23 protein-coding genes are annotated in these 25,478 nt (G+C 45.4%); 3 read left to right on the forward strand and 20 right to left on the reverse strand.

What is annotated here, in order from left to right; translation table 11 throughout:
• Window positions 1-37: 37 nt before the first annotated feature.
• Window positions 38-559, forward strand: a complete 522-nt coding sequence (locus tag IRJ16_RS20375) for an acyl-CoA thioesterase (RefSeq protein WP_194113492.1) — start codon at window positions 38-40, stop codon at window positions 557-559.
• Between the two features lie 128 nt (window positions 560-687).
• On the opposite strand, the gene IRJ16_RS20380 is transcribed toward IRJ16_RS20375, so the two are convergent.
• The 15 genes from IRJ16_RS20380 to IRJ16_RS20450 all read right to left on the reverse strand — a co-directional run bounded on the left by IRJ16_RS20380 (window position 688) and on the right by IRJ16_RS20450 (window position 16,049).
• A complete protein-coding gene (locus tag IRJ16_RS20380) occupies window positions 688-1,092 on the reverse strand; it encodes an EVE domain-containing protein (RefSeq protein ID WP_194113493.1) in 405 nt (134 codons plus the stop codon).
• A 136-nt stretch (window positions 1,093-1,228) separates the two neighbouring features.
• Complete coding sequence (locus IRJ16_RS20385; protein ID WP_194113494.1) at window positions 1,229-1,813, reverse strand: hypothetical protein; 585 nt, start codon at window positions 1,811-1,813, stop codon at window positions 1,229-1,231.
• 69 nt (window positions 1,814-1,882) lie between these two features.
• Entirely contained in the window at window positions 1,883-2,884 is a 1,002-nt protein-coding gene (locus IRJ16_RS20390; protein WP_194113495.1) for a glycosyltransferase family 4 protein, read from the reverse strand.
• 156 nt (window positions 2,885-3,040) lie between these two features.
• Entirely contained in the window at window positions 3,041-5,335 is a 2,295-nt protein-coding gene (locus IRJ16_RS20395; RefSeq protein WP_194113496.1) for a glycosyltransferase family 4 protein, read from the reverse strand.
• 309 nt (window positions 5,336-5,644) lie between these two features.
• A complete protein-coding gene (locus IRJ16_RS20400; protein WP_194113497.1) occupies window positions 5,645-6,142 on the reverse strand; it encodes a hypothetical protein in 498 nt (165 codons plus the stop codon).
• Window position 6,143: 1 nt separating this feature from the next.
• Entirely contained in the window at window positions 6,144-7,166 is a 1,023-nt protein-coding gene (locus IRJ16_RS20405; RefSeq protein ID WP_194113498.1) for a hypothetical protein, read from the reverse strand.
• Between the two features lie 51 nt (window positions 7,167-7,217).
• The gene (locus IRJ16_RS20410) at window positions 7,218-7,772 is read right to left on the reverse strand and encodes an RNA polymerase sigma factor (RefSeq protein WP_194113499.1); all 555 of its coding nucleotides are present in this window, start codon (window positions 7,770-7,772) and stop codon (window positions 7,218-7,220) included.
• 201 nt (window positions 7,773-7,973) lie between these two features.
• Window positions 7,974-8,786, reverse strand: a complete 813-nt coding sequence (locus IRJ16_RS20415; protein ID WP_194113500.1) for a hypothetical protein — start codon at window positions 8,784-8,786, stop codon at window positions 7,974-7,976.
• 104 nt (window positions 8,787-8,890) lie between these two features.
• Entirely contained in the window at window positions 8,891-9,847 is a 957-nt protein-coding gene (locus tag IRJ16_RS20420; RefSeq protein WP_194113501.1) for a transketolase family protein, read from the reverse strand.
• Between the two features lie 99 nt (window positions 9,848-9,946).
• The gene (locus IRJ16_RS20425) at window positions 9,947-10,792 is read right to left on the reverse strand and encodes a transketolase (protein ID WP_194113502.1); all 846 of its coding nucleotides are present in this window, start codon (window positions 10,790-10,792) and stop codon (window positions 9,947-9,949) included.
• A gap of 45 nt (window positions 10,793-10,837) precedes the next feature.
• On the reverse strand, window positions 10,838-11,299 hold the full coding sequence (gene bcp, locus IRJ16_RS20430; protein WP_194113503.1) for a thioredoxin-dependent thiol peroxidase: 462 nt from the start codon (window positions 11,297-11,299) through the stop codon (window positions 10,838-10,840).
• Window positions 11,299-13,041: a M23 family metallopeptidase gene (locus IRJ16_RS20435; RefSeq protein WP_194113504.1), complete on the reverse strand. Its 1,743-nt coding sequence runs from the start codon at window positions 13,039-13,041 to the stop codon at window positions 11,299-11,301. The genes bcp and IRJ16_RS20435 overlap by 1 nt, the downstream gene beginning before the upstream one ends.
• 127 nt (window positions 13,042-13,168) lie before the next feature.
• Complete coding sequence (locus IRJ16_RS20440) at window positions 13,169-13,780, reverse strand: fumarylacetoacetate hydrolase family protein (protein ID WP_194113505.1); 612 nt, start codon at window positions 13,778-13,780, stop codon at window positions 13,169-13,171.
• 210 nt (window positions 13,781-13,990) lie between these two features.
• Window positions 13,991-14,719 carry a (Fe-S)-binding protein gene (locus tag IRJ16_RS20445; protein ID WP_194113506.1) on the reverse strand — a complete coding sequence of 243 codons (729 nt, stop codon included), beginning with the start codon at window positions 14,717-14,719 and terminating at the stop codon, window positions 13,991-13,993.
• 10 nt (window positions 14,720-14,729) lie between these two features.
• Window positions 14,730-16,049, reverse strand: coding sequence for an MFS transporter (locus tag IRJ16_RS20450; RefSeq protein WP_194113507.1), 1,320 nt, complete (start codon window positions 16,047-16,049; stop codon window positions 14,730-14,732).
• A 292-nt stretch (window positions 16,050-16,341) separates the two neighbouring features.
• Here IRJ16_RS20450 and IRJ16_RS20455 point away from each other — a divergent pair, with 292 nt between their 5' ends.
• Window positions 16,342-19,275, forward strand: coding sequence for a T9SS type B sorting domain-containing protein (locus tag IRJ16_RS20455; RefSeq protein ID WP_194113508.1), 2,934 nt, complete (start codon window positions 16,342-16,344; stop codon window positions 19,273-19,275).
• 72 nt (window positions 19,276-19,347) lie between these two features.
• Here the strand turns inward: IRJ16_RS20455 and IRJ16_RS20460 are convergent, their stop codons facing one another.
• The 3 genes from IRJ16_RS20460 to IRJ16_RS20470 all read right to left on the reverse strand — a co-directional run bounded on the left by IRJ16_RS20460 (window position 19,348) and on the right by IRJ16_RS20470 (window position 20,481).
• A complete protein-coding gene (locus tag IRJ16_RS20460) occupies window positions 19,348-19,494 on the reverse strand; it encodes a lmo0937 family membrane protein (protein WP_194113509.1) in 147 nt (48 codons plus the stop codon).
• 130 nt (window positions 19,495-19,624) lie between these two features.
• Window positions 19,625-19,846, reverse strand: coding sequence for a DUF2795 domain-containing protein (locus tag IRJ16_RS20465; protein ID WP_002996718.1), 222 nt, complete (start codon window positions 19,844-19,846; stop codon window positions 19,625-19,627).
• 86 nt (window positions 19,847-19,932) lie between these two features.
• Window positions 19,933-20,481 (reverse strand): cob(I)yrinic acid a,c-diamide adenosyltransferase, encoded by a 549-nt coding sequence (locus IRJ16_RS20470; protein ID WP_194113510.1) that lies wholly within the window; start codon window positions 20,479-20,481, stop codon window positions 19,933-19,935.
• Between the two features lie 114 nt (window positions 20,482-20,595).
• Between IRJ16_RS20470 and IRJ16_RS20475 the strand changes: the two genes are divergently transcribed.
• Window positions 20,596-21,603, forward strand: a complete 1,008-nt coding sequence (locus IRJ16_RS20475) for a chitinase (RefSeq protein ID WP_194113511.1) — start codon at window positions 20,596-20,598, stop codon at window positions 21,601-21,603.
• Between the two features lie 5 nt (window positions 21,604-21,608).
• Here IRJ16_RS20475 and IRJ16_RS20480 read toward each other — a convergent pair whose 3' ends face one another.
• Both IRJ16_RS20480 and IRJ16_RS20485 read right to left on the reverse strand, forming a co-directional pair.
• A complete protein-coding gene (locus IRJ16_RS20480) occupies window positions 21,609-24,137 on the reverse strand; it encodes a hypothetical protein (RefSeq protein WP_194113512.1) in 2,529 nt (842 codons plus the stop codon).
• Window positions 24,138-24,650: 513 nt separating this feature from the next.
• Window positions 24,651-25,460, reverse strand: a complete 810-nt coding sequence (locus IRJ16_RS20485) for a DUF4097 family beta strand repeat-containing protein (protein ID WP_194113513.1) — start codon at window positions 25,458-25,460, stop codon at window positions 24,651-24,653.
• Window positions 25,461-25,478 lie beyond the last annotated feature (18 nt).

The following is a 25,478-nucleotide window of genomic DNA, read 5'->3' on the forward strand; positions in this document are numbered from 1 at the left end:
TGCTAAACCATTACTTTTACATCTTAACTAACGCCCTATGGAGCCACGCTCGCCGAAAATATCTTTTACCATTATGAATGAGTTGGTTTTGCCCAACGATACCAACACGCTTAATAACCTGATGGGTGGCCGCCTGTTGCACTGGATGGATATCGCTGCGGCCATATCTGCCCAAAAGCACTGCAATAGCATTGTGGTGACGGCTTCGGTAGATAATGTATCGTTTAAAAACCCGATCAAGCTGGGCGATGTTGTGAGCATCGAAGCTAAAGTGACCCGCGCTTTCAACACCTCGGTAGAGGTGCGGATGGACGTGTGGGCGCAAAATATTCCATCGGGTACTAAAGTGAAAAGTAACGAAGCTTATTACACCTTCGTCGCGCTTGACGCGAATAGCAAAGCAGTTAAAGTGCCGGAGTTAGTGCCTGATACCGACGAAGAACAAGTGTTATATGAAGGCGCACTCCGCCGCCGTCAGTTGCGTTTGATCTTAGGCGGCAAAATGGATCCCGATGACGCGACGGAATTGAAGGCTTTATTTTTTGCAGCTAAGCAGTAGAATAAAAACATGTCATTCTCTGAGCATCGCGAAGAAACTTTTCCACTATACAAGACCGCTAAGCAGGTCTGATTTACTTAATGATGATGGTCCTTCACTACGTTCAGGATAACAAAATAGTATGGATGCTAACTACCCAGCTCTAATATCCTGTCAAATTCCTCAAGCTTAACACTCATTACCGATAAACGGCCCTGGCGCACCAGGCCAATGTCTTTAAGGAATGGGTCGGCTTTAATGGTCTCTAAGGTCACTGTTTTTTTAAGCGTTTCCACCGGGGATAGGTCAACTACTACCCAATTCGGATCTTCGGTAGTAGGATCCTGATAAGCGGTCTTAACCACTTTTGCTATACCGACAACCTCTTTACCCTCGTTACTGTGATACCAAAGCACCAGGTCGCCCTCGGCCATAGCACGCAGGTTGTTGCGAGCCTGATAGTTACGCACGCCATCCCAAAAAGTGCGGCCATCGCTTAAAAATTTATCCCAGCTATATTTAAAAGGTTCGGATTTTACTAACCAATGGTTCATTTGCAGATCAATATTGAAGCTGTAAAAATGAACAAAAGCAGCCAAATAAAAAAGCCGGAAAGCTTGTAGCTTCCCGGCTTAGTACTGTTGAACTCAAGTCTTGATTCCTGATTCTTTTCTCTTGATCCTCTCCGATCTACATCCTCACGTCGCCCTTAACTTTGTTGGCTGTGCTTCTGCCCGGTAGGTAGATCTGGAAACCGAAAGAAAGGTTCAGATCATGAGCATAAGTTTGGCTACCGAAACCAACGTTGCCGTTATATTTCAGTAAGGTCTCTAAGCCAATGTTCGGGGTAATAAAGTAGGCAAAACCAGGGCCAAAGCCCAATGCAAGACCGTTGGTATTAGCACCGCCGTTACTTACGTTACGACCCCCGATACCTACATTGGCCTCACCAAAAAAGCGACCATGTTTTAATACCGCAACATCGTTGCCGGTATAATAGCGACCTAAACCACCTGCACCATAATCAAACACGGTGCTTGATCCTTTTGCGGTTTGTACACCAAGGTTTACATAACCACCTAAGGCTACATTGTCCACCACGAACCAGGCGGCTTTTGGGGTAATGTTAAGGCTAAAAACGTTTGGCGAGTTCAATCCAAAGTTGATGTTGCTTAAGTTACCGCCAACCATCACGTTACCTTCCTGGATCTGTGCTTTTGCAGTAAATGTGCCTGCCAATAGAGTGACCAAGGCAATAAAAGTAAATTTTTTCATAATAGATATGTTTTGTTTAGTAACACGATAAGGTTATAGTTGTTCAGTTAAACCTTGGTTAAAATGCATTTAAGAGATCTTTTCGTACAACTTCCAATAATCATCCACCATTTTATCTCCGCTAAACTTAGCTACGGCATGTTCACGGCAATAACCTCGGTCTATATTTTTTAGATCATTCACCACGGTAACCGCTTCATCAACATTACTCACTAAAAAACCGGTCTTTTCATGCTCGATCAGTTCAGGCATCGATCCGCGGTTGAAAGCAATCACTGGTGTGCCGCATAGCATGCATTCGGCTACGCTCATACCAAATGGTTCGTTAAAATTGATGGGGTGGAGCAGGGCAAGAGCGTGACCTAATAATTCCTTCCGTTTATCCGGACCGGCATGACCCACGTATTGGATCTGGTCGTTCAACTCGGGTTCAATCTTGTTTTTGTAATAGCCTTCATCCTGAATAATACCGGCGATCAACAGTCGGCGTTTGGTTTGCTTAGCGATCTGTATAGCTTCCCAGCAGCCTTTATCATGGTGGATGCGCCCGAAATAAAGCAGATAATCATCCGGCTGGGCCACAAAGTCAAAATCCTTTGGGTCCATACCGTTGTAAACCGTTGCCAGATATTCCAGATCGGGACTACGGTCGGCATTACTTATGGACACATAATGCCCTGAATGGTTATACTTTTTATATACGGGGACGATCCTTGGCGACGAAAAACCATGTATTGTAGTGATCAGCGGCGTTTTGATCAAGCCGGAATACGTCAGCGGCAAAAAGTCGAAGTTATTATGGATGATATGGAAATCTCCCGCCTGCTCCATCAGGTTGCTGATATGCAGGCATTCCAAAACTTTAGCATCTTGGGTGCGGTCTTCCTCATATCCCGTATCGCATATCGATGATAGTTTACCGGCGGTGATAGAATCGCCTGTAGCGAATAAGGTAACATCAGCGCCTTTTTTGACCATGCCCTCGGCTATGGTGCTGGCTATTTGTTCCCAAGGCCCGTAATGCCTTGGCGGGGTACGCCAGGCCACGGGTGATAAAATGGCTATTTTCATTTATGTAGTTTATTTGAGTTATCGGTGTGAGTATTGCTACCGACAGTGCTGACAAAAAAGGGTGTCATGCTGAGCTTGTCGAAGCATGGTGGGCAGGGCCTCTGCGCTCCACCCATCGACGGGCTCAGGGTGACACCCTCGTATTATGATGTTGAGTTACTTACAGATCTCCATCCCCGAACTTGCTACAGTTGCGGTAGGCTTGTTATATTCATACTCTAATTCAAAAGCACGCAACACGGTCAGGTGCGATAGTAGATAAGCTAACGTACTTTCAGCCCCTTGGTTGCGGTTGATGCCGGTAGGTAGCAAGCCATCACAGCAGCCTTTGGTCTCGTGGTCGTATAGCGGTGCACGTAGGGTATTCTCTCCCAAGAACCAGCGGTAGCTTAGGAACATCTTCTCGATATACTCCGGTTGACGGAAGGTATTATAAGCCTCAAAGTGCATCAACACCATGGCCATGGTCTCGATAGCCTGCTGATCGAAGGTTGGGAAAGTGCCGCCACGATAATACCAACCATCATTGCCAACCGGACTTAGATAGCCGTTAGACAGCGTCAGGTCATCCAGGAATTTCATGGTAGCAAGGGCGATACGTTTAACGTTCTCATCACCGGTTATCTCTGATGAGTGAAGCATAGCCAATGGCAGGATAGCATTATCATACGTCATGCTCTCCTCAAACCATTGCCAATCAGGCGTGGCGGTCTGTTCGTAAGCGTCTATCAATGGTTGGGTCAGGCGGATCAATATGCGTACCATACCCTCATCAGAAGGATAGACACGCAGGTAATGGCTGATACCTATAATGGTATTGGCCTGTCCGCGAATGTATTTTAAATTATCAAAATGACCGATCGAACGCTGGAATATCTCCATCGCAAACTCGCGGTACGAGTTATTAGGAGCGCAACCGATCAGGTAACCCAAGGCCCAAATGGTACGACCGAAAGAATCCTCTGAACCAACCTCATCCAAATACTGGCGACTAAAACTTAGGAAGTTCCTGAAGTTACCGTCATCATTTTGCATGTAGTGGATATAGCTTAGATAGATGGGTAAAAGGCGCAATGCTTCGGCACTCTTGTTACGCTGATAAGCCATCAGCGCCATGATCAGCGCACGTGAGTTGTCATCCAAACAATAACCTTCTTTTAAGTTGGGGATGCCATATTTAGCATGCTGAACGATACCGGTATCATCGGTCAAACGGGTAACATGCGCCAAACTGAATTTCGGCAGTATCTCCGGGTCTACAATGCTATTTTTTAAGATTTTAGCGCTGAAATCGTGGGTGCGGCAGCAATCGCTGGCTACTTTAATAAACTCTGCACCGATCTGTGGATAACGTAAATGCAAGCCATACTCGTAAGCGTTGGCTTTCATTTGCTCTAAAGCGTCATTATCGCCAAGCAACTCGTTAATGATGTCGCTTAAAGCTTCATGGTCTTTAAAATCGAATAAACGGCCGCGGTTATGCGCCAACAGTTCCACCGCGTGCCAGTATGGGGTAGATACCACCGCCGAACCTGCACCAACAGCGTACGACAAAGTACCGCTGGTGATCTGCGCTTCGTTCAAGTAAGGGGTAACGTATATTTCAGAAGCTGTCAGGTAATTGATCAGTTCCTCGTCGGTCACAAATTTATTAATGAAAGCCAGATGTTGCGATACGCCCAATTGCGCCGCAAGGCTTTTTAAATAGTCGCGATACTCTTCGCCCGAGTGCTTTAATACGCCGGGGTGGGTGTTGCCTAAGATCACATAAACTACATCAGGGTGTTTGGCTACGATAGCCGGCAAAGCTTTAACTACGGTCTCTAACCCTTTATTGCGGCTCAACAGACCAAAGGTCAGTAATACCCGATGGTCCTTAAATGCTGCCAGATTCTTCACAGGATTAATCTCCGGTGCTTCCAGATCTGGTACGCCGTGCTCAATGATCTGGATCTTATCTTCAGGGATATCGTAAATAGTGGTCAGGAACTCGACCGCGCGTTTGCTCATCACTACTACTTTTGATGATTGCTCGGCTATCTCACGAATGATCACACGTTGCACATAGCTTGGCTCTTTTAGTACGGTGTGCAGGATCGATATCAATGGTTTCTCCAAGCGCTTTAATAAAGGCAGAATATAGATACCGCTCTCGCCACCGTAAATGCCGAATTCGTGTTCCAGCAATACGGTATCCACATCACTTGTATTAATATAATTGGCCGCGCGGATATAATCTTTTTGATGGTTCTGACGGATCACATACTTTACCTCCTTAGGGTACTTGTATTCCTGCAGGTCTTCCGAGTCGTTCAGGGCTACCACAAAGCCGCCCTCTAAAATATCCGTACGTTTGGGGTAATTGCTGCCGATAGCAGCCATCAGGTTCTGGTTAAAGGTTGCGATACCGCATTCGCGCGGCGGATAAGTAGAGATGTAGGCAATTTTCATAGGTAGATGTATATACAGGTTGTTTTGTAGATGTATGTTATTCGTAAGTAATTCCTAAAATTTCGACAGCGATCGGCTTAAAAAAAGGGCATTTTCGATATGCTCATCGCGGTTTTTCTGCTCAAAGCCCCTTTATCATTATAATTGTATGATATAATGCATTAACCGTACCAAGATATTGATACGATAAAGGCCTGCAAGGGTACGAGTGTGAGAGAGCAAAAACAAAAAAGCCTCCCGTAAGGAAGGCTTCAGTTATGATATCTTTAACAACATCCGAGATCGAAATTCCGACATCCGTAATGGCCATTAATCTTGCGGGTCTTTGTCTTTACCCTGACGCACGCGCATCACTTCAAGATTGAATTGCTGCTCTAAGCGGAAAACGTTGGCGGCCTTTTCGGCCGGCATTATTTTCAGGAACTCCTCGTAATAATGCGTTTTAATGCTGATGAGTTGCTGGTTCAGCTTGGCATCTTTCTGGAAAAAGTCTTTATCTTTTTTCTCGGTGTTCTCCAACATCAATTGAGTGATGGAATTATGGTCTTCCTGATACTCATCCAACTTGGCAAAGAAACGCGTGGCCTGCTCGGGTGTTAAACCCAACTGGCGCGACATATATTCTTTCTTGATCTCTAGTATCTTTTTATTCACATGCGGCACGGTCGCTTTCTTGTTCGGTTGTACGACCGTTTTATTGCTTCCCGCCCTGAATGACGGCGGTTGCAAATTTTGGGCGTAGCCCTTTAAGCCCGCGCTAAGCAGAATAACCGTTAGTATAATGATATGCTTTTGCAGCGTTTTCAAATTATTGTATATGTAAAGATAGTTTAAGCGCTTCGGGGTCAAGGGTGTTCAGTTCGCTGGTAGGCTCGTTGCCTGCCGGTAAACTGCCTTGCTCGCCGTTCAGCTTTAAATAAGCTTCCAGATCCTGAGCCGGGATATCTGATAATGCCTGGTGAATGTACGAACGCTTGTGCACATTCTTAGGATCCTGAAAATTATTAAAGAACCAAGTTGCACCGATCGCCATCACAAAACAAGCCGCCGTAGCATATTTATAAGTGCTGCTGGTGAACAGGTTGCGTACAATAGCATTACGCTTGTTGCCACCTATTGGCACCACTTTGGCTGGTTGCATCGTTTTAGCTGCAATGGCCGCCTGCATGTCCTCAAAGTAATTTTCGGGAACTGTAAAGCCTGCTTCTTGTCCGTTCAATATCTCGTCCACCGCGATAGTGGCGCTGATCTGCTGATGCTGATCTTCAAAGTAATTTTCCGGAACGGTAAAGTCGCCGGTGGTGTTCAGCATGGCTTCTTCAATATTGATACGGCTTTGCAATTCGGCCTGCATCTTATCAAAGTAATTATCCGGAACGGTAAGATCACCTGCTGTGTGCTCTAAAGCAGCCTCGATATTGATACGGCTTTGCAGTTTAGCCTGCATTTGCTCAAAATAATCAGCAGGAATAGTTAGGTCACCGGTAGTATTTTCTAAAGCAGCTTCGATATTGATGCGACTTTGAATGTCGGCTTGCATCTGCTCAAAATAACCTTGGGGAACGGTTAGGTCCCCAGTTGCATTTTGTGTTGCCTGTTCTATGTTGATACGACACGTGACCTGTGCTTCAAACTCCGTAAAATATCCCTCCGGAACGGTAAATCCCGTTTCCGTTTGATCATTTACTCCATCCACCACAGCGCGCGAAAGTGTCCTTTGATGCAGCTCGTCAAAGTAGCTCTCGGGCACGGTGAACGGGTTATCTGTTTTAACCTGTAGTTTTGACAGATATTCGTTTGCCCACTGCTCCATGTCTATATCACTTTTCATACATTGGGATAGATGAAAATTAAATGAAAAGGTTTAATCACAAAATTAAAATTATTCGTGAGATAGCAAATGCGCTTCAATTTTCTTCACCGCTAAGTGGAACGAGGCTTTTAGTGCCCCTACGCTGGTCCCCAAAACGTCGGATATTTCCTCGTACTTCATGTCGTCGTAATACTTCATGTTAAATACCAAACGCTGTTTATCGGGCAGGGTCAACAAGGCTTCCTGTAATTTGCGTTGCGCTTTGTCGCCGTCAAAATACGTAGAATCAGCTAATGATTCGGCTAATTCGTGCGATACATCATCCAGCGGAATATTATTTTTAGCTTTCTTTTTGTTTAAAAAGGTGATGCATTCGTTAGTGGCAATACGGTACATCCAGGTATAAAGCTGGGCATCACTACGAAAGTTGATCAGGCTTTTCCAAATTTTTACAAACACGTCCTGGGTAACGTCGTCGGCATCGTCGTGATCGATCACCATGCGGCGCACGTGCCAGTATATTTTTTGCTGATATTTTTTAATGAGCAAATTAAAGGCCTCGTTCCGGGTACGTTCCTCCCTGAACTTGCTTAATATCTCCTCATCCTCTACCGGTTGTGCCATTTTTACTTGTTCTATTAAAAATATTCTTTTTTGTCATTGCGACGAACGAAGCAACCGCGGACTTTACAGAGTTGCTCTGCTTATTCGCGATTGCTTCGTTCGTCGCAATGACAAGGGTGGCTTGTTTCCAAACCACCTTACCTAAAGCGTAAACGCCTTAAATTGTTTTGTAACGAGATACAACGCACTCGTCGCGCTAAATTATGGTTTTTTTGCGAATATGTATTCGCTCGAAAAGTCAGTATCTGCACTAAGCGAACGTAAGTCAACCCCACCAGCTCCCAAAGGTGGGCCGCCATTTTGGGTTTTTATTATCGGCACTTCAAACCCAGGCGGCAGGACCTTGGCTAAGACCTTAATGTTGTAAAATAATTTCCGCTGATCTTCGTTTAAAGATAAATATTTCAACGGAATGGCTAATTCATAATTTAGCGCATGCGTATCATCTATTTTCAGACCCACCCTTACTTCTTCTTCGTTATAGATCGAGATAAGCGTATCGATGGCTTTCACTCCGTCAATTCTAATGAGCTTGTAACTTTCTATGCCTTTACTATTTACTCTTGCTATTTGAGTATCACGTGTTTGCTGTCCGCCGTTGTTAACGTTAGCGTCTACTGATCCGGCTGGCATCTGCTTATATAAGTTTGCTACATCGTTGCGGCCGACAATGGGGAATGTTATCGCAACCATTCCCTTATCTCTTTTTAAGCTATTAAAAGTTAATCGCACACCGCCGGTTAATATTTTGGATGTGATCAAGGAGTTTTTTGAATGTAGAACTATATATAAATTATTATCATCGTTGGCAATAGTATAAAACAAAGGTATCGTCTTATTATATGCACCAAACTTATTCTCCCATTCGCCCAATTTACCATCGATCTTAATATTTGCGGGTGCCCGTAAACCTGCGGTTTGCGTATCCGGAAGTTTTTGGGCGGACGTCTCTTTGATAAAAAGAGATAGAACTATCGCAAGGATACTTAATAACACGGTTGATACATTTTTCATGTTCAAGTGGGCCATCTATTGTTATTGGGTTAAGGTTTCGATTGCGGAGAACAGAGGACCTTAAAAGACCTCTCCCACACAGGAGAGGACTTTTAAATAGTGTCTTATCCTTTACGCTTAATAACGCGTAAAGCAGCTTCAACGATATGTTTAGCGTCAAGGCCGTATTTCTCCATTAGTTGCTCAGGTGTACCGCTCTCGCCAAAGCTGTCGTTAACTGCAACGTATTCTTGAGGGGCAGGGGTGTTGGTAGCCAATACTTGTGCTACGCTGTCACCTAAGCCACCCAAACGGTTGTGCTCCTCGGCAGTTACCACGCAACCTGTTTTTGCAACCGACTCTAAGATCGCTTTAGCGTCCAAAGGTTTAATGGTGTGGATGTTGATGATCTCGGCATCGATACCCATTTCGGCCAATTGCTCACCGGCTTGGATAGCTTCCCAAACCAAATGGCCTGTAGCAAAGATACTTACGTCTTTACCCTCGTTCACCATCCACGCTTTACCGATCTCGAATTTTTGATCAGCATCTGTAAAGATAGGCACCACCGGGCGACCAAAACGCAGGTAAACCGGGCCTTCATATTCAGCAATGGCAATAGTAGCTGCTTTAGTTTGGTTATAATCGCAAGGGTTGATCACTGTCATGCCCGGCAACATTTTCATCAGGCCTATATCTTCTAAGATCTGGTGGGTAGCACCATCCTCGCCTAAAGTTAAACCCGCGTGAGACGCGCAGATCTTCACGTTCTTGTCCGAGTAAGCGATCGATTGACGGATCTGGTCATAAACCCTACCGGTAGAAAAGTTAGCGAAGGTACCTGTAAAAGGAACTTTACCGCCGATGGTCAGACCTGCCGCAATGCCCATCATGTTAGCCTCGGCAATACCGATCTGGAAAAAACGCTCAGGGAATTCTTTAATAAAGTCCTGCATTTTTAACGATCCGATAAGGTCGGCGCAAAGTGCAACCACTTGGTCGTTACGTTTACCGGCTTCCAGTAAGCCCGCGCCAAAGCCCGAGCGAGTATCTTTTTTATCTGTGTATGTGTACTTTTTCATTGTGTGGTGATAAGTTTTGAGTGGTGAGTAGTGAGTTTTGAGTATTCGAAAGGCATTGTTTTTTAACTCAGAACTTACAACTCAGAACTCATGACTAAATTAATAATCTCCTAAAGTTTCCTCTAATTGTGCTAATGCGGCGGCTAATTGCTCGTCGTTAGGGGCAACGCCGTGCCATTTGTGGCTGCCCATCATAAAGTCGACACCATAGCCCATGCCCGTGTGCATCAATATTACGATAGACTTGCCTTTACCTGTGCGCGACTTAGCCTCGGCCAATGTGCTTACTACCTCGGTCATGTCGTTACCATTCATGGTCAAAACGTCCCAGCCAAAAGCGGTCCATTTAGCGGCAAGATCCAACAGACCTAAAATCTTATCGGTAGGGCCGTCTATCTGCTGACCGTTCACGTCAACCGTAGCGATCAAATTATCAACCTTATTGTGCGGAGCGAACATCGCAGCTTCCCAGATCTGACCTTCTTGCAGCTCGCCATCACCGTGTAAAGTAAATACCAAGCTATCATCACCATTCAGCTTTTTAGCCAAAGCAGCACCGATAGCGACTGAAAGACCTTGACCTAATGACCCTGACGCGATACGTACACCAGGAAGGTGCTCGTGTGTAGTTGGGTGACCTTGTAACCTTGTGTTTAGCTTGCGGAACGTAGCTAACTCAGCTTTACCAAAATATCCGGCATGCCCCAAAACGCTGTAAAATACCGGTGAAATGTGACCGTTAGACAAGAAGAACAGGTCCTCGCCAATGCCGTCCATGTTAAATTTAGGGTCGTGTTTCATGGTGGCGAAGTAAAGGCCAACCAAAAAATCGGTACAGCCTAAAGAGCCGCCTGGGTGACCCGACTGGCAACCATGTACCATGCGTACAATATCGCGGCGCACCTGTGATGCTACGCTTTTTAATTCGTCGATGTTTGTAGTCATTATTTTAATAAGAAGTAAAAAACTGTGATGTCTGTTGAATATAAATTAGCCGATAAGATCCAGCACCTGTTGTGATGCATTTTTGGTGTCGACCTTTTGGATGATGTTTTTAATAATGCCGTCGCCGTCGATAATGAACGTCAGGCGGGCAGTTCCCATATACTTTTTGCCGTACATGTTCTTTTCTACCCAAACACCATAAGCCTCGTTTATCTCTTTGCTCTCGTCGGCAATAAGGGTGAACGGCAAGCTATGCTTGGTCTCGAACTTTTTGTGCGACTTTTCGCTGTCGGTGCTTACACCAACAACCTCATAGCCTTTTGATAGCAAGGACTGGTAGTTATCACGGAAATCGCAAGCTTCGGCAGTGCAGCCCGGGGTATCGTCCTTTGGATAGAAATACAGGATGGTGGTTTTTCCTTTAAAGTCTGATAAAGAAACTTCCTTGCCGTTCTGATCTTTGGCTGTGAAGTTAGGGGCTTTATCGCCCTCTTTTAATGTTGACATTAGCGGGTAAATTCAGCGGTAAATTGTGAAACATTGTCTTTGTAGTCGGTAGCGGTCAGTTCAAACGTGTGCTTGCCCGAACCTATACTGCCATCAAATGTATAAATAAAGGCTTTACTTTTATAATCGTGTTCAACCAAAACCCACTTACCGTCTATTTTACCAACATAGTTTTTTACGCCAGACAGGCCATCACTGATCCTCAGCGTGATCCGGCTTACTTTGCTCAGGTTACTACCGTTACGGATATTCACGCCCGAGATAGTAGGAGGGATGGTATCCACCTTAATATCGTAGTCGCCAAATGAGCGGATCTTGCCACGAACCCAGCCATCAACAACGTCGGTCTCCACCGCGCCGGATACCGTACCGGTCACCACAACTTTATTAGCCAATTGACTGATATCAACATCGGGCTTAATGTACAGATACAGGCTATCGTGTATAGGTGTAAATCGATTATGAATACCGTGTAACTCCGATAAGCTGCCCGCGCGCTTTGGTAAGGTGCGGTACATCAGGTCCAGGTCGTCGTAAATATTGTTTGGCTCAACAACCAGTTTCACTTTGTCGTTCACAAATTCGTTATGCCTGTCGTAGCGGAGCAGAAAACCTTTAGGCGTGAAAATGCCGCGGTCTTTAGCGATACTTGAACGGACTTTCAATTTTACGGTCGATGTATTGCCGGCAATGTCTTTAACCACATACTCCACGTTATGCAATGCTGTATCTGCAAAGGTCACGATGCCTTTGTTGACCGATTGCGGGTAGATAGTAGCCTTAGAACCTGGTGGTACAAAGCATTTTTGGATAAAGCCACCTGTACGCATTTGGTAAGGCAGGTCGATGTAAGCGTTAATGCCACGGGTCTGATCGAACCCGAAACGCTCCACAGCGAAAGTAAACACCGTTTTATCATCGACTTTCAGTTCAATAGAATAAACACCGTTCTTATTGAACGAGGTACTGTTCATATCCGAAGCGGAGATACCAAAGCCGATACTACCGCTTAACTCCAACGTTTGAGGTTGAGAAAGGCTATACTCACCATTTGCTCCGCGCACCGCATAGCTTTGGCGGAAGGTGTTCTCATCGAACGGGCGGCCGTTCAAGTGGTAAACGCTTACGCTGGTGATGGTCGGCGGTACTTTATCAGGTATGGTCAGCCCGAATAATTGCGGGTTGATGGTCTGCTGTGTAGCAGCGTCGCGTATCTCAAAATGCAGATGCGGTCCGCCGGATGCGCCCGTATTGCCCGACCAGGCAAACACCTGACCTTTGTAGACCGGCATTTCTTCGGGTTTTAGATACAGGTCTACATCATACTTCTGTTGTTTGGCCTGCTCCGAACGAATGTATTGCAGTATCTCCGGCGTAAACCTATCCAGGTGACCATAAACAGTAGTGTAACCTCCCGGATGGTCGATGTAAACCGCCTGCCCGAAACCACCATACTGGATCTTCAACCTCGATATAAAACCCGCCGCCGGCGCGTGTACCGGGATGCCAGTACGTTGTTGGGTCTTAAAATCCAGACCGGAGTGGAAGTGGTTAGGCCTTAACTCGCCAAAAGAACCAGCGGTTGTCGGCGGTATTTCCAGCGGGTACGAGAATATGAATTGGGGATATTCTTTAGAGCGTGAGAAGCCTTGCAGATAGCTTGGCGGGCTTAGCAGATCTTGCCCGGTAGCCGCGTAAGTTAATACAGCTAATATTAGAAATAGATAGATGCGTTTGGTCATGTTTTTCAGTTGGTCGCGATGATAACGTTGATCGGGCCGTTGTAGTTTCGGCAGATCAGAGAAAGTTCGCGATAGATGGATGTTTTCCCAATTCCCTCCTTGGGGAGTGGATGAAAAGAAAACGTTATTACTTGATCCAAAAATCCAACATCTTCTCTCCCTGCAGATAGCCCTCCAAATGATCGCCGATAGCTACTTTGCTTACACCTGCCGGGGTGCCGGTAAATATCAGGTCGCCTTTTTTTAGGGTGATGTATTTGCTTACGAACGCGATCAGGCGCTCAAACGAGAACAGGAGATCTTTGGTGTTACCATCCTGACGGGTCTGTCCGTTAATGTCCAGTTTGATGTTGATATCGTACAGATCGGCAAAATTAGCTTTAGGGACGAACTCGCTGATCGGGGCCGAGCCATCAAAGCCTTTAGCCAACTCCCAAGGCAAACCTTTTTCTTTATGGCGACTTTGGATATCACGGGCGGTAAAGTCGATACCCAGGCCTATCTCGTCAAAATATGATCCGGCAAATTTTTCGTCGATATGTTTACCTTCTTTGCAAACTTTCAGCACCAGTTCTATCTCGTGATGGATATCCTCCGAAAAATCCGGATGATAGAACGGTTTATTTTCTTTCAGTACGGCGGTATCCGGTTTCATAAAGATCACCGGAGTAGTTGGTACAGGATTGTTCAGTTCTTTAGCATGCTCGGCATAGTTGCGGCCTATGGCAATTATCTTCATAAAAGCAAAACTAAGCTATCGAAAGGAAAGGTGAAAGGTAAAAGGCGAAAGGTAAGAGGTTTGTTGCGATCTGCAACCCGTACTTGCCTTTGTATTTTGCCATTACATTTTATATCGACTTGGTTAAACCAAGTTCGTTTGTCCGGTATTCTACAGACATAAACAAAGATATAAATAAAAATCTTTATTCGAAAATAAATTTATAAATATTTAAACATTCCCCCACCCATTAGCCAACACGTCGGCCAAATGCATGGTCCGGATCGGTGAACCCATTTTATCGATATAGGCTTGCAGGTGCATCAGGCAGGAGGTATCGGTAGATATGATCACCTCGGCGCCGGCGGCTAAAGCGTTATCAACCTTTTGCTGGGCCATAGCACTGGATATGGCATCGAACTTAACCGCGAACGTTCCGCCGAAGCCACAGCAGGTGGTGTTATCTTTTAGGGGGACAAGCTCCAGGCCATGAACTTGCTCTAACAGCTTGCGTGGTTCGTCTTTGATCTTGCATTCGCGCAGGCCGGCACAACTGTCGTGGTAAACGGCGCGGGCGCCAAGTTCGGCACCAAAATATTCAAACTGCAGCACATTCACCAAAAACTCCGACAGCTCAAAGATGTTGCCTTGTACGGCGCGGCACTTGTTGTGCTTGGTAGTATTCAGGAACAGGTCGGTATAGTAATTACGCACCATGCCCGTGCACGATGCCGACGGGCTAACGATGATGCTCTCTTCCGAAAAATCGGACAGGAATTTATTGCCTACTTCTTTGGCATCGTCCCAAAAACCAGCATTAAATGCAGGCTGACCGCAGCAGGTCTGCTCGGGGTTATAGTCTACAACACACCCCGCTTTTTCTAATACCTTCACCACATTCATGGCAGTATCCGGATGCAGCTGATCCATAAAGCAAGGGACAAATAACTCTACCTTCATCAAAAACTAATTACGCGGCGCTAAGGTCGGCATTTTTGCGCACCTTTTTTTCGGCTGCCAGCAACCAAAGCAATAATGCCCCACCAATAATAAAAAATATACACAGCGCCAGGGCCGAGTTACGCATGCTGCCCGTTAGTTCCTCGATGAACGCGAACGTGCACATCCCGCCTACGATAGATAGCTTCTCGGCCACATCGTAAAAACTAAAATAGGATGCCGTATCCTCGATATCCTGAGGCAGATATTTTGAATAGGTAGACCGCGACAGCGACTGTATGCCACCCATGATCAGGCCCACCAATACCGCTAAACAGAAAAACTGTAGAATGGTTGTGGTAAAATATGCGCCTATGCAGGCAAAGATCCAAACCAACACTACCCAGGCCAAAACCTTGATGTTGCCATATTGGCCCGATAAGCGCGACATCAGCGTGGCCCCCGCAATAGCCACCAGTTGAATGATCAGGATAACCTCTATAAGTAACCCGGTAGGCATATTTAAAACCTTAGCCCCAAAGCCGGCGGCTACCAGCATAATGGTCTGCACACCCATCGAGTAAAAAAAGAAGGCCGGGAGGAAGCGTTTCAGCAGCGGCATCTGCACTACCTGCCGCCACACTTTACCTAACTCTATGAATCCGCCTTTAATGATGTTGAATTTCTCGGCCTTCGCGTTAGGCACTCCGGCAGGCAGCGTGCTGAAGGGGATGAAAGAGAATCCCAGCCACCAAATGCCTACCAATAAGAAAGATAGCTGCGCAGCCTGACCGCCGGTAAGGCCGAATTTGCCAGGCAGCAGCACAAATACCAGGCAGATCACCTGTAAGATCACGCTGCCAATATAGCCGAACGTGAATCCCTTGGCGCTCACTTTATCCTGCATATCCAGGGTGGCTATCTGCGGTAGGTAGGAGTTGTAGAATACAAAACCGCCGCTGTAACCAATGGCCGCTATGGCCGAACAAATGATGCCGAACTCGATATTACTGCTATCAAAAAAATATAAACTGGCACAGGCTGCGGTCCCCATCAGGGTGAAAAACTGCATAAACTTTTTCTTGCTGCCACGATAGTCGGCTATGGATGACAGTATGGGTAACAGTAACACCATCACCAGATAAGCGACCGCCAACGAGTAGGTGGACAAGGCGGTATTGATAAAGCTATGGCCAAAAAAGCTGACCTTATCGCCGGTCGCATCGTTTTTGGTGACAGCTACATAGTAAGCCGGGAATATGGTAGAGGTAATGACCAGATTATAGGCCGAGTTGGCCCAATCGAACATAGCCCAGGCGCGGATAACTTTAGGGTTGTTTTTTGTTTCCATTGACGAATTAAAAGTAGGAAAATTTAATTCAACCCCGAGGGATGCCAAAAATTACTCATTTGAGTAATTCAACGGTTAAATACCGTGAAAACACGGTTGTTTAAAATTTAGTAGTAAGCGACATTTGAACTGTTTACTTAATAGTTTCAAACAATAGTTTAGTGTGAATAGCAGGACTCCCGCGAGGGGCATCCTGCTGTTCTGTTTTATGCCCTCCCAATAATAAAAATGAACTTTTTTTAATAAATGGTGTAACATCGATAGATTTTCCTATCTTGTGATAACCAATTAAATGAACCCATTTTTACGTGCCCTTTTACTGTGCATTATTATGCCGCTATTTTCTGTAGCGCAAAATAATTATGTGCGTATAACCCAAATCGGTTCATCAAAAAACTCGTCGGTAAATATTACCCGTATGGATAATGCCGGCAATGCCTACTTTGTGATCAACAGTACCGAAGATATCGAGGTGCGGGGCATGACTTATCGCAAACGTGGTACCAATTATTCAGTTATAGCCAAGATAGCCGCCAATGGGAGCCAAGTTTGGACGCGTGCTTATATTGTAAACACCGGGGCCGATGTGGTGAGCGATCTGCAGGTAGATAAAGATCAGAATATTTATCTGGCAGGTACAGGTGATAATGTTATGCTGGATAACGGCACCACTCTTAACCCGGGTCCGTTTCTTATTAAACTGAACAAGGCAGGTGATGTGCAATGGAGCATTGGCCCTGATGCGGATCAAAAAGATGTGGGTACGCCCGGCCTCATCGCACTGGACAATGAGGGGTTATATTGGTCGGCCGGGTTTGTAAAACGCTTGCGGATACAAAGCAGCAATATTTCGGCCACTGATCCTGCAAGCACTATTGCCGAAGCTTTTGTGGCCCGTGTTACGCCGGCGGGTGAGGTTGCTGGTGTTTACCATCACCCCATGTCAGGTGCTTTGGTGCAGGTATTAAAAACCACTAATACAGGCCATGCCGTTGCCGTGATCAATGGGGATGGGGGGCCTGTTAAGCTGTTGGTAGGTAAGGATGGAAAAAAGATCTCGCAAGGTTCATTTTTTAGATATGCGGGGTCTAATTCAACCGTCTGGACGACGCCATATGGTTACCAACTTTTTGGATATGACAGAGAGAGTACCGGCTATTACGATGTGCGGTTAGATGACCAGTTGAATGTGAGCAGCGCCAACAAAGTTTTTGCCATGCCTGGTAGTATGGCCGACCGTGTGGCCGAGGGGATAGGCTTTGATACGGCAACCGCTTTTTATACACGCGGCGGTTTTGCAGGCCAGGTACAGGATTGGCTGGTGAACGATAAAGGCACCCCAACTACGCTACCGCCCGAGAAACCTAACGATCAGGGCTTGCAAACCTTTACCCGCAGTTTTATGCAGGTGGTTGGCGATACGGTGAATATGCTGGTCCGCCATAATGACCCTGGGCAGGTACGATATTCTTTTTACGATAAGACCTATGTTGATAGGGCAGCCGGCACAGATGGCTATTTTTGGGTTAAGTACCTCTATAAACCTACCGACCCATGTTTAAAGCTGATCGCTACCGTAGTTAAGAACGGTATTGAAGGTGGGCAAGACGCAGTGATCAGGGTATCGCTACCGGATAATTGTGTGGCCGCCGAGGACCTTACAGTGGGAATTAAATTGGCCGATGGTTTTGATAACGCGGGTGACTTTGTACTTCCCGCTCCAGTGGTTGTTAAGAAAGGAATGAACAGTACCGAGGCGATCATTAACGTGACCAATGACAACGAATTTGAAAGCGACGAACATTTTGATGTCCAACTTACACTTGCCCCAACAACTGCATCTTATAAAATAGCTTCTGGCGCTACGCTCACTTTCAGTATTGCCGATAACGATAATACGGCTGCTAACCGCGTATTCAATGTGACCTATCAGCCCGAGGTTAGAGAGGGCGCATCCGGCACTATCACTGTATCACTATTACCAAACATTAAATTGGGAGAACCGCTTGAGTTTATCTATCAGTCCGATGCCAGTCCATATTCGGCAACCAGCGGCGCCGATCACAACCCAATACTGATAACCTTGCCGGCCGGCAGCAACTCGGTCACTTATAATGTGAACGCGCTCGAGGATAAACTGATAGAGGGGGATGAGTTCATCTCGGGTAAGATCATTGCCAAAAGCACCACCTACGGGCAGTTTACCAGTGCCGACGATAATATCAAGATCAATATAGTGGATGCCGATAATACAGTTGATAACCGCATCATCGATATCACGTCGACTACTACTACGTTGAGAGAGGGTAGCTCTAATACTTTTTTGTTTAAAATAGCATCGCCTTACTCGGTTCAGTACCCGCTAAATATCAACTCGGCAAAGGTGCAATGGTTGCCGTTCTTGCAGCAAAACAACACCAGCGTTCAGCTAAGCCAGGCCAGCGTAACGGCGGCTCTTACGTTCACCTATCCAACTGATAACGTTATCAGGAATGATGAAGCGATAAAATTGGGGTTGACCGCTATCGACCCGCACATGGGGACATTTCGTTTTAGGTGGAACGGCCAGATAGTAGATATGCTAAATATGACAGCCGCTGATGATGACCTGGCGACTGCAAAGCTCATCGTGTCGCCGTCGGTACTAAGTTTACGTGAGGGTTTTTCGGGCAATGTAAACATACAGGTAGCCGGTAATAAGATATTCGATGCTGATGTAACTATCGCTTACAACTGGGGAGGGAGTAACATTGCCGCTGATAAAAGGATCACGGATCCAAGCGTAGGCGGTATCACCCTGCCTAAAGAGCAAAATAAGCTAATCATCCCGGTAAGCGTTAGTAACGATAAGCAGATCAACGCGAACAATAATTATAGCTTAAATTTTACGGCGACAGATGCAGCCGGTAAAGCCATAACGCTGGATCCGCGAAGCATCGCTGTAAACATTATTGATGATGACGCTACCTCACTAAAGATCCCTATGGTGTTTACCCCCAACGGCGATGGTATAAACGATCGCTGGAACATTGAAGGCCTCTCCTTAGATGAGAGAGCACAGGTAACGGTATTTGACCGTGGCGGTGGCCTTATCTATCAGTCTACCGGTTACGGCATGCCATGGGATGGTACAGCTAAAGGTAGCCCCCTGCCTGCCGGGACTTATTATTACAAGATAAATGGGTTTTCACACTTGCATGCCGGTAGTGTTACCATTATCCGTTAGGGTACTTGTCACCCACAAAAAAAGCCGCTATTAAAGCGGCTCGTAATTTGATATTTGGGATAATATAGTTGATCAGGCCCGGCGGATGATGCCTAAAAGTAACGCTACAACAGCTATTACGATCAACACGTGGATCAAACCAGTTGCTGAATAGTAAAATACTCCTAATGCCCAACCGATGATCAGGATAACGGCGATTATGTACAATAAACCTCTCATGTCTTTATGTTTTTAGTTATAGATAGATGTACTGAGAGCTATGCCAAAACCATTCCAAAAAGCGCTGTAACGCAAACATCCCGCACAGTTTTTACCGGGCAGGATGTTTTTTAGCTATAAAACGGTGTTTTTAGTATTCGTCTTCGTTAAAAAAGAAATCGTCCTTTGTAGGGTAATCAGGCCATATCTCCTCTATATTTTCATACGGTTCGCCGTCGTCTTCCAGTGCTTGCAAATTCTCGATAACCTCAACAGGCGCACCTGAACGGATAGCGTAATCAATTAACTCATCTTTAGTTGCGGGCCATGGTGCATCTTCTAAATGCGAAGCCAGTTCAAGTGTCCAATACATATTAATCTAAGTTTTCTTGAGTTTTACAATTTTTGCAAAAGTATAATATTTTTTATCTAATAATCAAATTATTTTTTCAATAACATTTAAAGCCTTGGCAGCCATATGTTTTCGGCAACATTTTGCTGGTGGCCAACGTGGCGCGCTAAGGTAAAAAGGTAGTCGCTAAGGCGGTTCAGGTAAATGATCACCTTGTCGTCTACACTGCTTTCGTCGGCCAACTGTACGGTCAGCCGTTCGGCCCTTCGGCAAACACAGCGTGCAACGTGGCAGTAAGATACAGCATTACTTCCGCCCGGCAAAATAAAATGTTTTAATTCGGGCAAGTTCAAATTCATGGTGTCCATTTCCTGTTCCAGCAGTTCGATATCGGCCGGGTGCAGGTCGGGTATCACCATTTTAGATCTGTCCGAATCGGTCGCCAGCGATGACCCAACGGTGAACAACCTATCCTGTATCAGTTTCAGCATGTCTTTGCTATGCCCATCGATATCCTGGTCCCGTATCAGGCCCACCCACGAGTTCAGTTCATCCACCGTGCCATAGCTATCTATACGGATATGGTGCTTAGGCACCCGCGTACCGCCAATGAGCGAGGTTAAACCTTTATCGCCTGTTTTGGTATATATTTTCATGATCAGTTAAAGGTAGTTAAATTGGGGGACGTAATTAAAATAGTTAAAGAGGTTAAAATAGGGGATGGGTAAAAGCGTTAATTTAGTGCGGCCCCACAAAAGACGGATCTATAAATGAATAGAAGAATATTTACAGGATGCTTTGCGCTGATCACGGCAGCTTTGCTTATAGTGAGCGTCAGCTGTGGTAACACAGGTAAAGCGGATAAAGTTCAATTACAGGCGCAACAGGTCAACATGAACCCAAGCTTCAGCAGTTTCCTGTCCCAACAGCAATTCAATGCTTTCTTCCCTAAGCGGTTGTCGTTCTATACCTATGCCTCGTTCATTAAGGCTGTGGATGAAATGGCCAACATCAAGATCAAAATCACCCAGCAATCCGATTACGTATTCCAGATCATCCGCACAGATAAGGATAAGAATAAGCAGACCATCCTACGGCAGGACGGCGACTGGAACAAACCCTGGGTGACCGAAAAGCCCGCGGTGGTGCACACGATAGACTTTGGCAGGTTTTGTAACGAGAAAGATGCTGCCACCAATAAAAAAGAATTGGTAGCTTTTTTTGCTAACGTTGGACACGAGACCCGCAAGGGCGAGAACGCTAAATACAATGACGGCCTGATGCTGATCACAGAGGGCGATACCAGTTTGCAATATGTTTATCCTAATAATGATTATCCTGCCGTCCCCGGGAAAAAATATTACGGCCGTGGTCCGCTGCAACTGAGCTATAACGGGAATTACGGCTATGCTTCGTTATTGATCTATGGCGATAAAAATAAACTGCTGAAAGACCCTGAGCTTTTAGAGCGCGACGCGGTTGCCGCTTTTAAAGCCGCCATGTTTTTTTGGATGACCCCGCAAGGCCAAAAACCGTCGGCACATGATGTGATGACCGGACAGTGGAAGCCAACGGCTGATGATACCGCCAAAGGCCGCAAACCGGGTTTTGGTATGACCATTAATATTATCAATGGTGCATTGGAGTGTAATAAAGGCGATGCGAAGGGCACTATGGCCGATCGCATCGGTTTTTATCAGCATTTTTTAGGCTTGATGGGTATTGCTGATCCCAATTGTGCCTGTAGTTGCGGCAGTATGCACCCTTACCCGTTCTGATCGGTTCAGCCTATACGCTTGTGCTCGTAAATAGAATTGTGCAGGCCATTATCGCGGATGATCTTGGCATAATCTAACCCAAATTGGCGGTAAACTACATTGCTGGCATCCAGCACCCGCTGATACCTGAAGAGGAAGGCCATTACGTACAGTTTGATATTCGGGTACTCCTGATCGGCACTAAGCATTTTGATGGTATTATGCGAATTTTTCAGCTCGCCTGCCTCGTTAGGGAAAAAGCTAACAATGATCTTGGCGCATTTAAATATGGCTGCCATGAAAGGCGTAAAGTGCTCGCGTTGATTGGTGTATTTGGTGTTCAGTTCCTCAAACGCTGCAAGCCCCTGCTCAAACTTACCTAAAGCCATATAGTCCTCTATCAGCAGGCGGCTTAATTGTACGCTCATAAAGTTTACCGGGCCGTTAATAGGTTGATAAAGTTTGTCCAATATCTTGCTAAAACGTAAACCCTTAGCCGGATTTTGGCTCAGCTTTAAGGTGAATAACGCTACCATGTATAAAAGATCATTTTCGGCCGTTTTATTGGTGCTGAGATTGTTCTTGGGTTCAAACAGATATTTGGTTAAAGTAGTAAGTACAGTTTTATCAATAATGCCGTGTTTATAGTAATTGAAGATAGCGTTAAGGCAATTTAGCGGGTTGATGGTCATATCATCATACTCGTAGGCAGGGATGTAGCGCAGGGCGTGGATATGCTCTTCTGCTTTTGCCATATCCAGCGTAGCAATATCCCGAATAGCTAAACTGGTATAAATCAGGATCTTTTTACGTCCCGACAGGCGGAACTTCAGCATCATCTGCAGCGTTTTAACATAACGAGCCCCCATATACTGCATCCCGAACATAAAATTGAACAATTTATCGCTCAGATCCTGGTTAAAGAACGGTGATAGTGTAGCGGTCTTGCTCAGGCGTATCCATTCCTTCTTCAGTATCTCGCCTGTAAAGTTGATCAGGTCAAGCTTATCGTTAGGTTTAAGATCTGCATCCGCCAAAAATTGCAGGTTTTGTAATTGGTCATTCTTAGCCATATAGTAAACACCCCATTTTAACAATGGCAGCGCGGTATCCCCGAACAGATCGTTTAAGGTAGTCACCATGGTGCCGTTAAACGACCGATCGTTAGCCGATAGCAAATATTGCGTTAACGAGAAGTTGAGAAAGTGGTTACAAACAAACTCGATATTGGCCTGGTATTTAAAACTATTGCTGGTATTCAACTCACGGATAAATCCAAGGCTCAGCAGTTCGGTGTAGGCTTGCGGATATTGTTTGATCATATCTACCACCTCCGTTTTAGGCACGTTGTACCGGCGTGCAGGCAGATCCATATGTTTGACGAAGGCATTGATCAGCATCATCTTTTCGGCCGAACATTGCCCCATGTAAACCTTATCCAGGATGAAACCCGAAATGATATCGTAGATGCTGGTATGGTCGATATTATTCAGCGAAAAATTGACCTGGTTTTGCTTAAAATAAAATTGCAGGTACAGCGGGTGGCGGAACGACTCGTACATCTCTACATCTACCTGATGGTGCACATTAGGGTTAATGCGTGCGCAAATTTCGTTCAGTTCATGATAGGTCAACATCGGCACGTTAGACATTTCGTCGGTAGTGATGCCGAAGCCTTTGTAAACATCATATTGCCCCAGTTCTATATAGTGCCGGTTGTTAACCCAGGTAGCAGCACGCATGCTCAATACCATTTTGAACCAGCTTTGGGCCTGATAGAACGAGAAAATATCGGTAAGCTGATTAAGCACCATTTGGAACTGATCGCCTTTATACATATGTTCATCTATACCGTCGACCACCAGGTAAAAGTTGCCTTCTTTACGGCGGCTGATGTCTGACAGGGTCATCAGGTCATCTTCGTTACTATAGCCAAGCAAGGCCAGCATCCAGCTGTTCATATCCCGACCGGTCAGGAAAACGTTCATCAAAGCGTTGCTGCTGAAAAACAGCACAATATCGTTAGATCCGTCCTCTAATTTCTCTTCCACCCAGTGGCATAAGGCCAGGGTTTTTCCGTAGCCTGCCGGCGATGCCAATACAGTAGCGGTTAGCCCGGTCTCTAAAAAATCATCCAGGTGCTGGTTAATAAAACCACGTTTAATGGTAAGCGGGTAAGGAATGCCCGACTTGTTTTTGAGCGCTTGCAGGGTAAATGCGGTGATCTTGTTGGCGTTGTGTTTTAGGGCATCCCAATCGGCGCTGCAAGTAGTGGTTTTAACGGCTGACTTTTCTTGCTGTTGGCAAAAGTCGCCCCAACCAACATAACCGCAATACTTGGCCATGGAGTTTACGGTGTACATAGAAGGGTTGAACTTGCAGTAAACAAATCCAAATACCCTTTTTAGCGTGGTTTCGCTAACCTGCAACTTGGTTTTGTCGAAGATCAGCTTTTCCAGTTTTTTACAATCCGCGGTAACAATGTTTGTCAAGCCAGAAACGTCGAGCACGGCGCATTTCAGACTCTCAAAGGTTTGGTGCGAGAAGGTAGTCATAGCGTGTAGGTTTATAAGTGGTGAACTTAAAAGTTTAGCATAACAATAAAATAATTTTTTGTCGGTAAATAGTTTATGATCGGTAAAAGCTTCGCATTAGCTTATACGGGCGATGTGAACAGACTTACGCCTAAATATAGCCCCTGGTTTTAAGATTTGTTGAATGAACAAAATGAACAGAAAATATTTTTCGTGAACAAAACCGATATGGTGAATACAGCATATTATAGCCAACTCGCTAAAATCTATAGCTTTACGGTTGAACCAAAAAAGCCGGATGAGTTTATTGCAACACCCGGCACTTCAAAATGGAGTAGTAAAGTTTAAATTATTTCGTCTCCGGATTAGCTGGGCGAGGAGGAAAGGTTTGGTCTTTATAGTATGACACATTTGGGATGTTGCATGCTTTACCTGGCGAGAGATCACCGCGGAAGTTTAAGGTTCGGCCATCTACAAAAAAGCCGCACAAAGTTCTTTAAAACTTTGTACGGCTGATAAATAAGCTATCACCTTTTACTTCGCTTTTTTGACCATGATATTGCCATGCATATTTTTAAGCATCAACTCCGGCCCCCCGCCGTTGATCTTTCCATAGATCCAATCTTCTACTTTTAAATGATACATGCCGCCAAGTGCCGTTTTGGTAACCTTCGGCTGGCTTTTATCTTGTACAAAATCCAGTTCGCAATACACGTTGCCCTGGTCCGATCGTGCTTTAAGGTTGCCTTTGTAGCTTGCGGGCAATGTTACATCAATATCGCCGTTAAGAGAGGTAAAAGCCATCGCCGCATCCGACTTAACCGATCTAAAAACAGCGTCGATGTGCCCGTTGGTAGTATTAACTACCGCTGATCCGCCTACGTTGTGTAAGTATATGCCGCCATTGGTGTTATTAAGTTCCATATCGCTCACTACATCGTGTACATCTATGTTACCGCCATTTACTGTGCGCAACTTGATGTTACTGGCATTTTGCGGGATCTGGATCGTAAGCATAATATTACGGGATGGGCGATTTGAGCCGACCGTTATTGCATTGCCATTCTCAGTAGCCGTTATTTCAAGGTTATCTCCTCCCGAAATACGTTTCATATTATTTGGCAGGTTACGGTAGTTAGCTTTCTCTTTCATGGTCGACGCATTGATCAAGATCTCCTTACCACTATGCACCGCCAATTTTATAAAACCTGTTGTAAGATTTACTTCTAACTTAAAAGGCTTGCCGGGATCTGTTAACGGCACCGACAATTGCTGGCTATCCTGTGCCGATGCGGCCTTACCCAGCAAAACCACTAAAGCCACTATTAATTTTATCTTATTCATTTTTATCGTGTGTTTAAA

The sequence above is a fragment of the Mucilaginibacter myungsuensis genome, assembly GCF_015222005.1.
Lineage (GTDB): Bacteria > Bacteroidota > Bacteroidia > Sphingobacteriales > Sphingobacteriaceae > Mucilaginibacter > Mucilaginibacter myungsuensis.

What these genes read in the sequence shown, in the direction of transcription:
- IRJ16_RS20450 (WP_194113507.1), bottom strand. Translation starts at nt 16,049, where the DNA reads ATGGAAACAAAAAACAACCCTAAAGTTATCCGCGCCTGGGCTATGTTC.
- IRJ16_RS20440 (WP_194113505.1), bottom strand. Translation starts at nt 13,780, where the DNA reads ATGAAGATAATTGCCATAGGCCGCAACTATGCCGAGCATGCTAAAGAA.
- IRJ16_RS20410 (WP_194113499.1), bottom strand. Translation starts at nt 7,772, where the DNA reads ATGGCACAACCGGTAGAGGATGAGGAGATATTAAGCAAGTTCAGGGAG.
- IRJ16_RS20385 (WP_194113494.1), bottom strand. Translation starts at nt 1,813, where the DNA reads ATGAAAAAATTTACTTTTATTGCCTTGGTCACTCTATTGGCAGGCACA.
- IRJ16_RS20445 (WP_194113506.1), bottom strand. Translation starts at nt 14,719, where the DNA reads ATGAAGGTAGAGTTATTTGTCCCTTGCTTTATGGATCAGCTGCATCCG.
- IRJ16_RS20395 (WP_194113496.1), bottom strand. Translation starts at nt 5,335, where the DNA reads ATGAAAATTGCCTACATCTCTACTTATCCGCCGCGCGAATGCGGTATC.
- IRJ16_RS20415 (WP_194113500.1), bottom strand. Translation starts at nt 8,786, where the DNA reads ATGAAAAATGTATCAACCGTGTTATTAAGTATCCTTGCGATAGTTCTA.
- IRJ16_RS20380 (WP_194113493.1), bottom strand. Translation starts at nt 1,092, where the DNA reads ATGAACCATTGGTTAGTAAAATCCGAACCTTTTAAATATAGCTGGGAT.
- IRJ16_RS20455 (WP_194113508.1), top strand. Translation starts at nt 16,342, where the DNA reads ATGAACCCATTTTTACGTGCCCTTTTACTGTGCATTATTATGCCGCTA.
- IRJ16_RS20485 (WP_194113513.1), bottom strand. Translation starts at nt 25,460, where the DNA reads ATGAATAAGATAAAATTAATAGTGGCTTTAGTGGTTTTGCTGGGTAAG.
- IRJ16_RS20435 (WP_194113504.1), bottom strand. Translation starts at nt 13,041, where the DNA reads ATGACCAAACGCATCTATCTATTTCTAATATTAGCTGTATTAACTTAC.
- IRJ16_RS20425 (WP_194113502.1), bottom strand. Translation starts at nt 10,792, where the DNA reads ATGACTACAAACATCGACGAATTAAAAAGCGTAGCATCACAGGTGCGC.
- IRJ16_RS20375 (WP_194113492.1), top strand. Translation starts at nt 38, where the DNA reads ATGGAGCCACGCTCGCCGAAAATATCTTTTACCATTATGAATGAGTTG.
- bcp (WP_194113503.1), bottom strand. Translation starts at nt 11,299, where the DNA reads ATGTCAACATTAAAAGAGGGCGATAAAGCCCCTAACTTCACAGCCAAA.
- IRJ16_RS20465 (WP_002996718.1), bottom strand. Translation starts at nt 19,846, where the DNA reads ATGTATTGGACACTTGAACTGGCTTCGCATTTAGAAGATGCACCATGG.
- IRJ16_RS20475 (WP_194113511.1), top strand. Translation starts at nt 20,596, where the DNA reads ATGAATAGAAGAATATTTACAGGATGCTTTGCGCTGATCACGGCAGCT.
- IRJ16_RS20390 (WP_194113495.1), bottom strand. Translation starts at nt 2,884, where the DNA reads ATGAAAATAGCCATTTTATCACCCGTGGCCTGGCGTACCCCGCCAAGG.
- IRJ16_RS20405 (WP_194113498.1), bottom strand. Translation starts at nt 7,166, where the DNA reads ATGAAAAGTGATATAGACATGGAGCAGTGGGCAAACGAATATCTGTCA.
- IRJ16_RS20470 (WP_194113510.1), bottom strand. Translation starts at nt 20,481, where the DNA reads ATGAAAATATATACCAAAACAGGCGATAAAGGTTTAACCTCGCTCATT.
- IRJ16_RS20480 (WP_194113512.1), bottom strand. Translation starts at nt 24,137, where the DNA reads ATGACTACCTTCTCGCACCAAACCTTTGAGAGTCTGAAATGCGCCGTG.
- IRJ16_RS20420 (WP_194113501.1), bottom strand. Translation starts at nt 9,847, where the DNA reads ATGAAAAAGTACACATACACAGATAAAAAAGATACTCGCTCGGGCTTT.
- IRJ16_RS20460 (WP_194113509.1), bottom strand. Translation starts at nt 19,494, where the DNA reads ATGAGAGGTTTATTGTACATAATCGCCGTTATCCTGATCATCGGTTGG.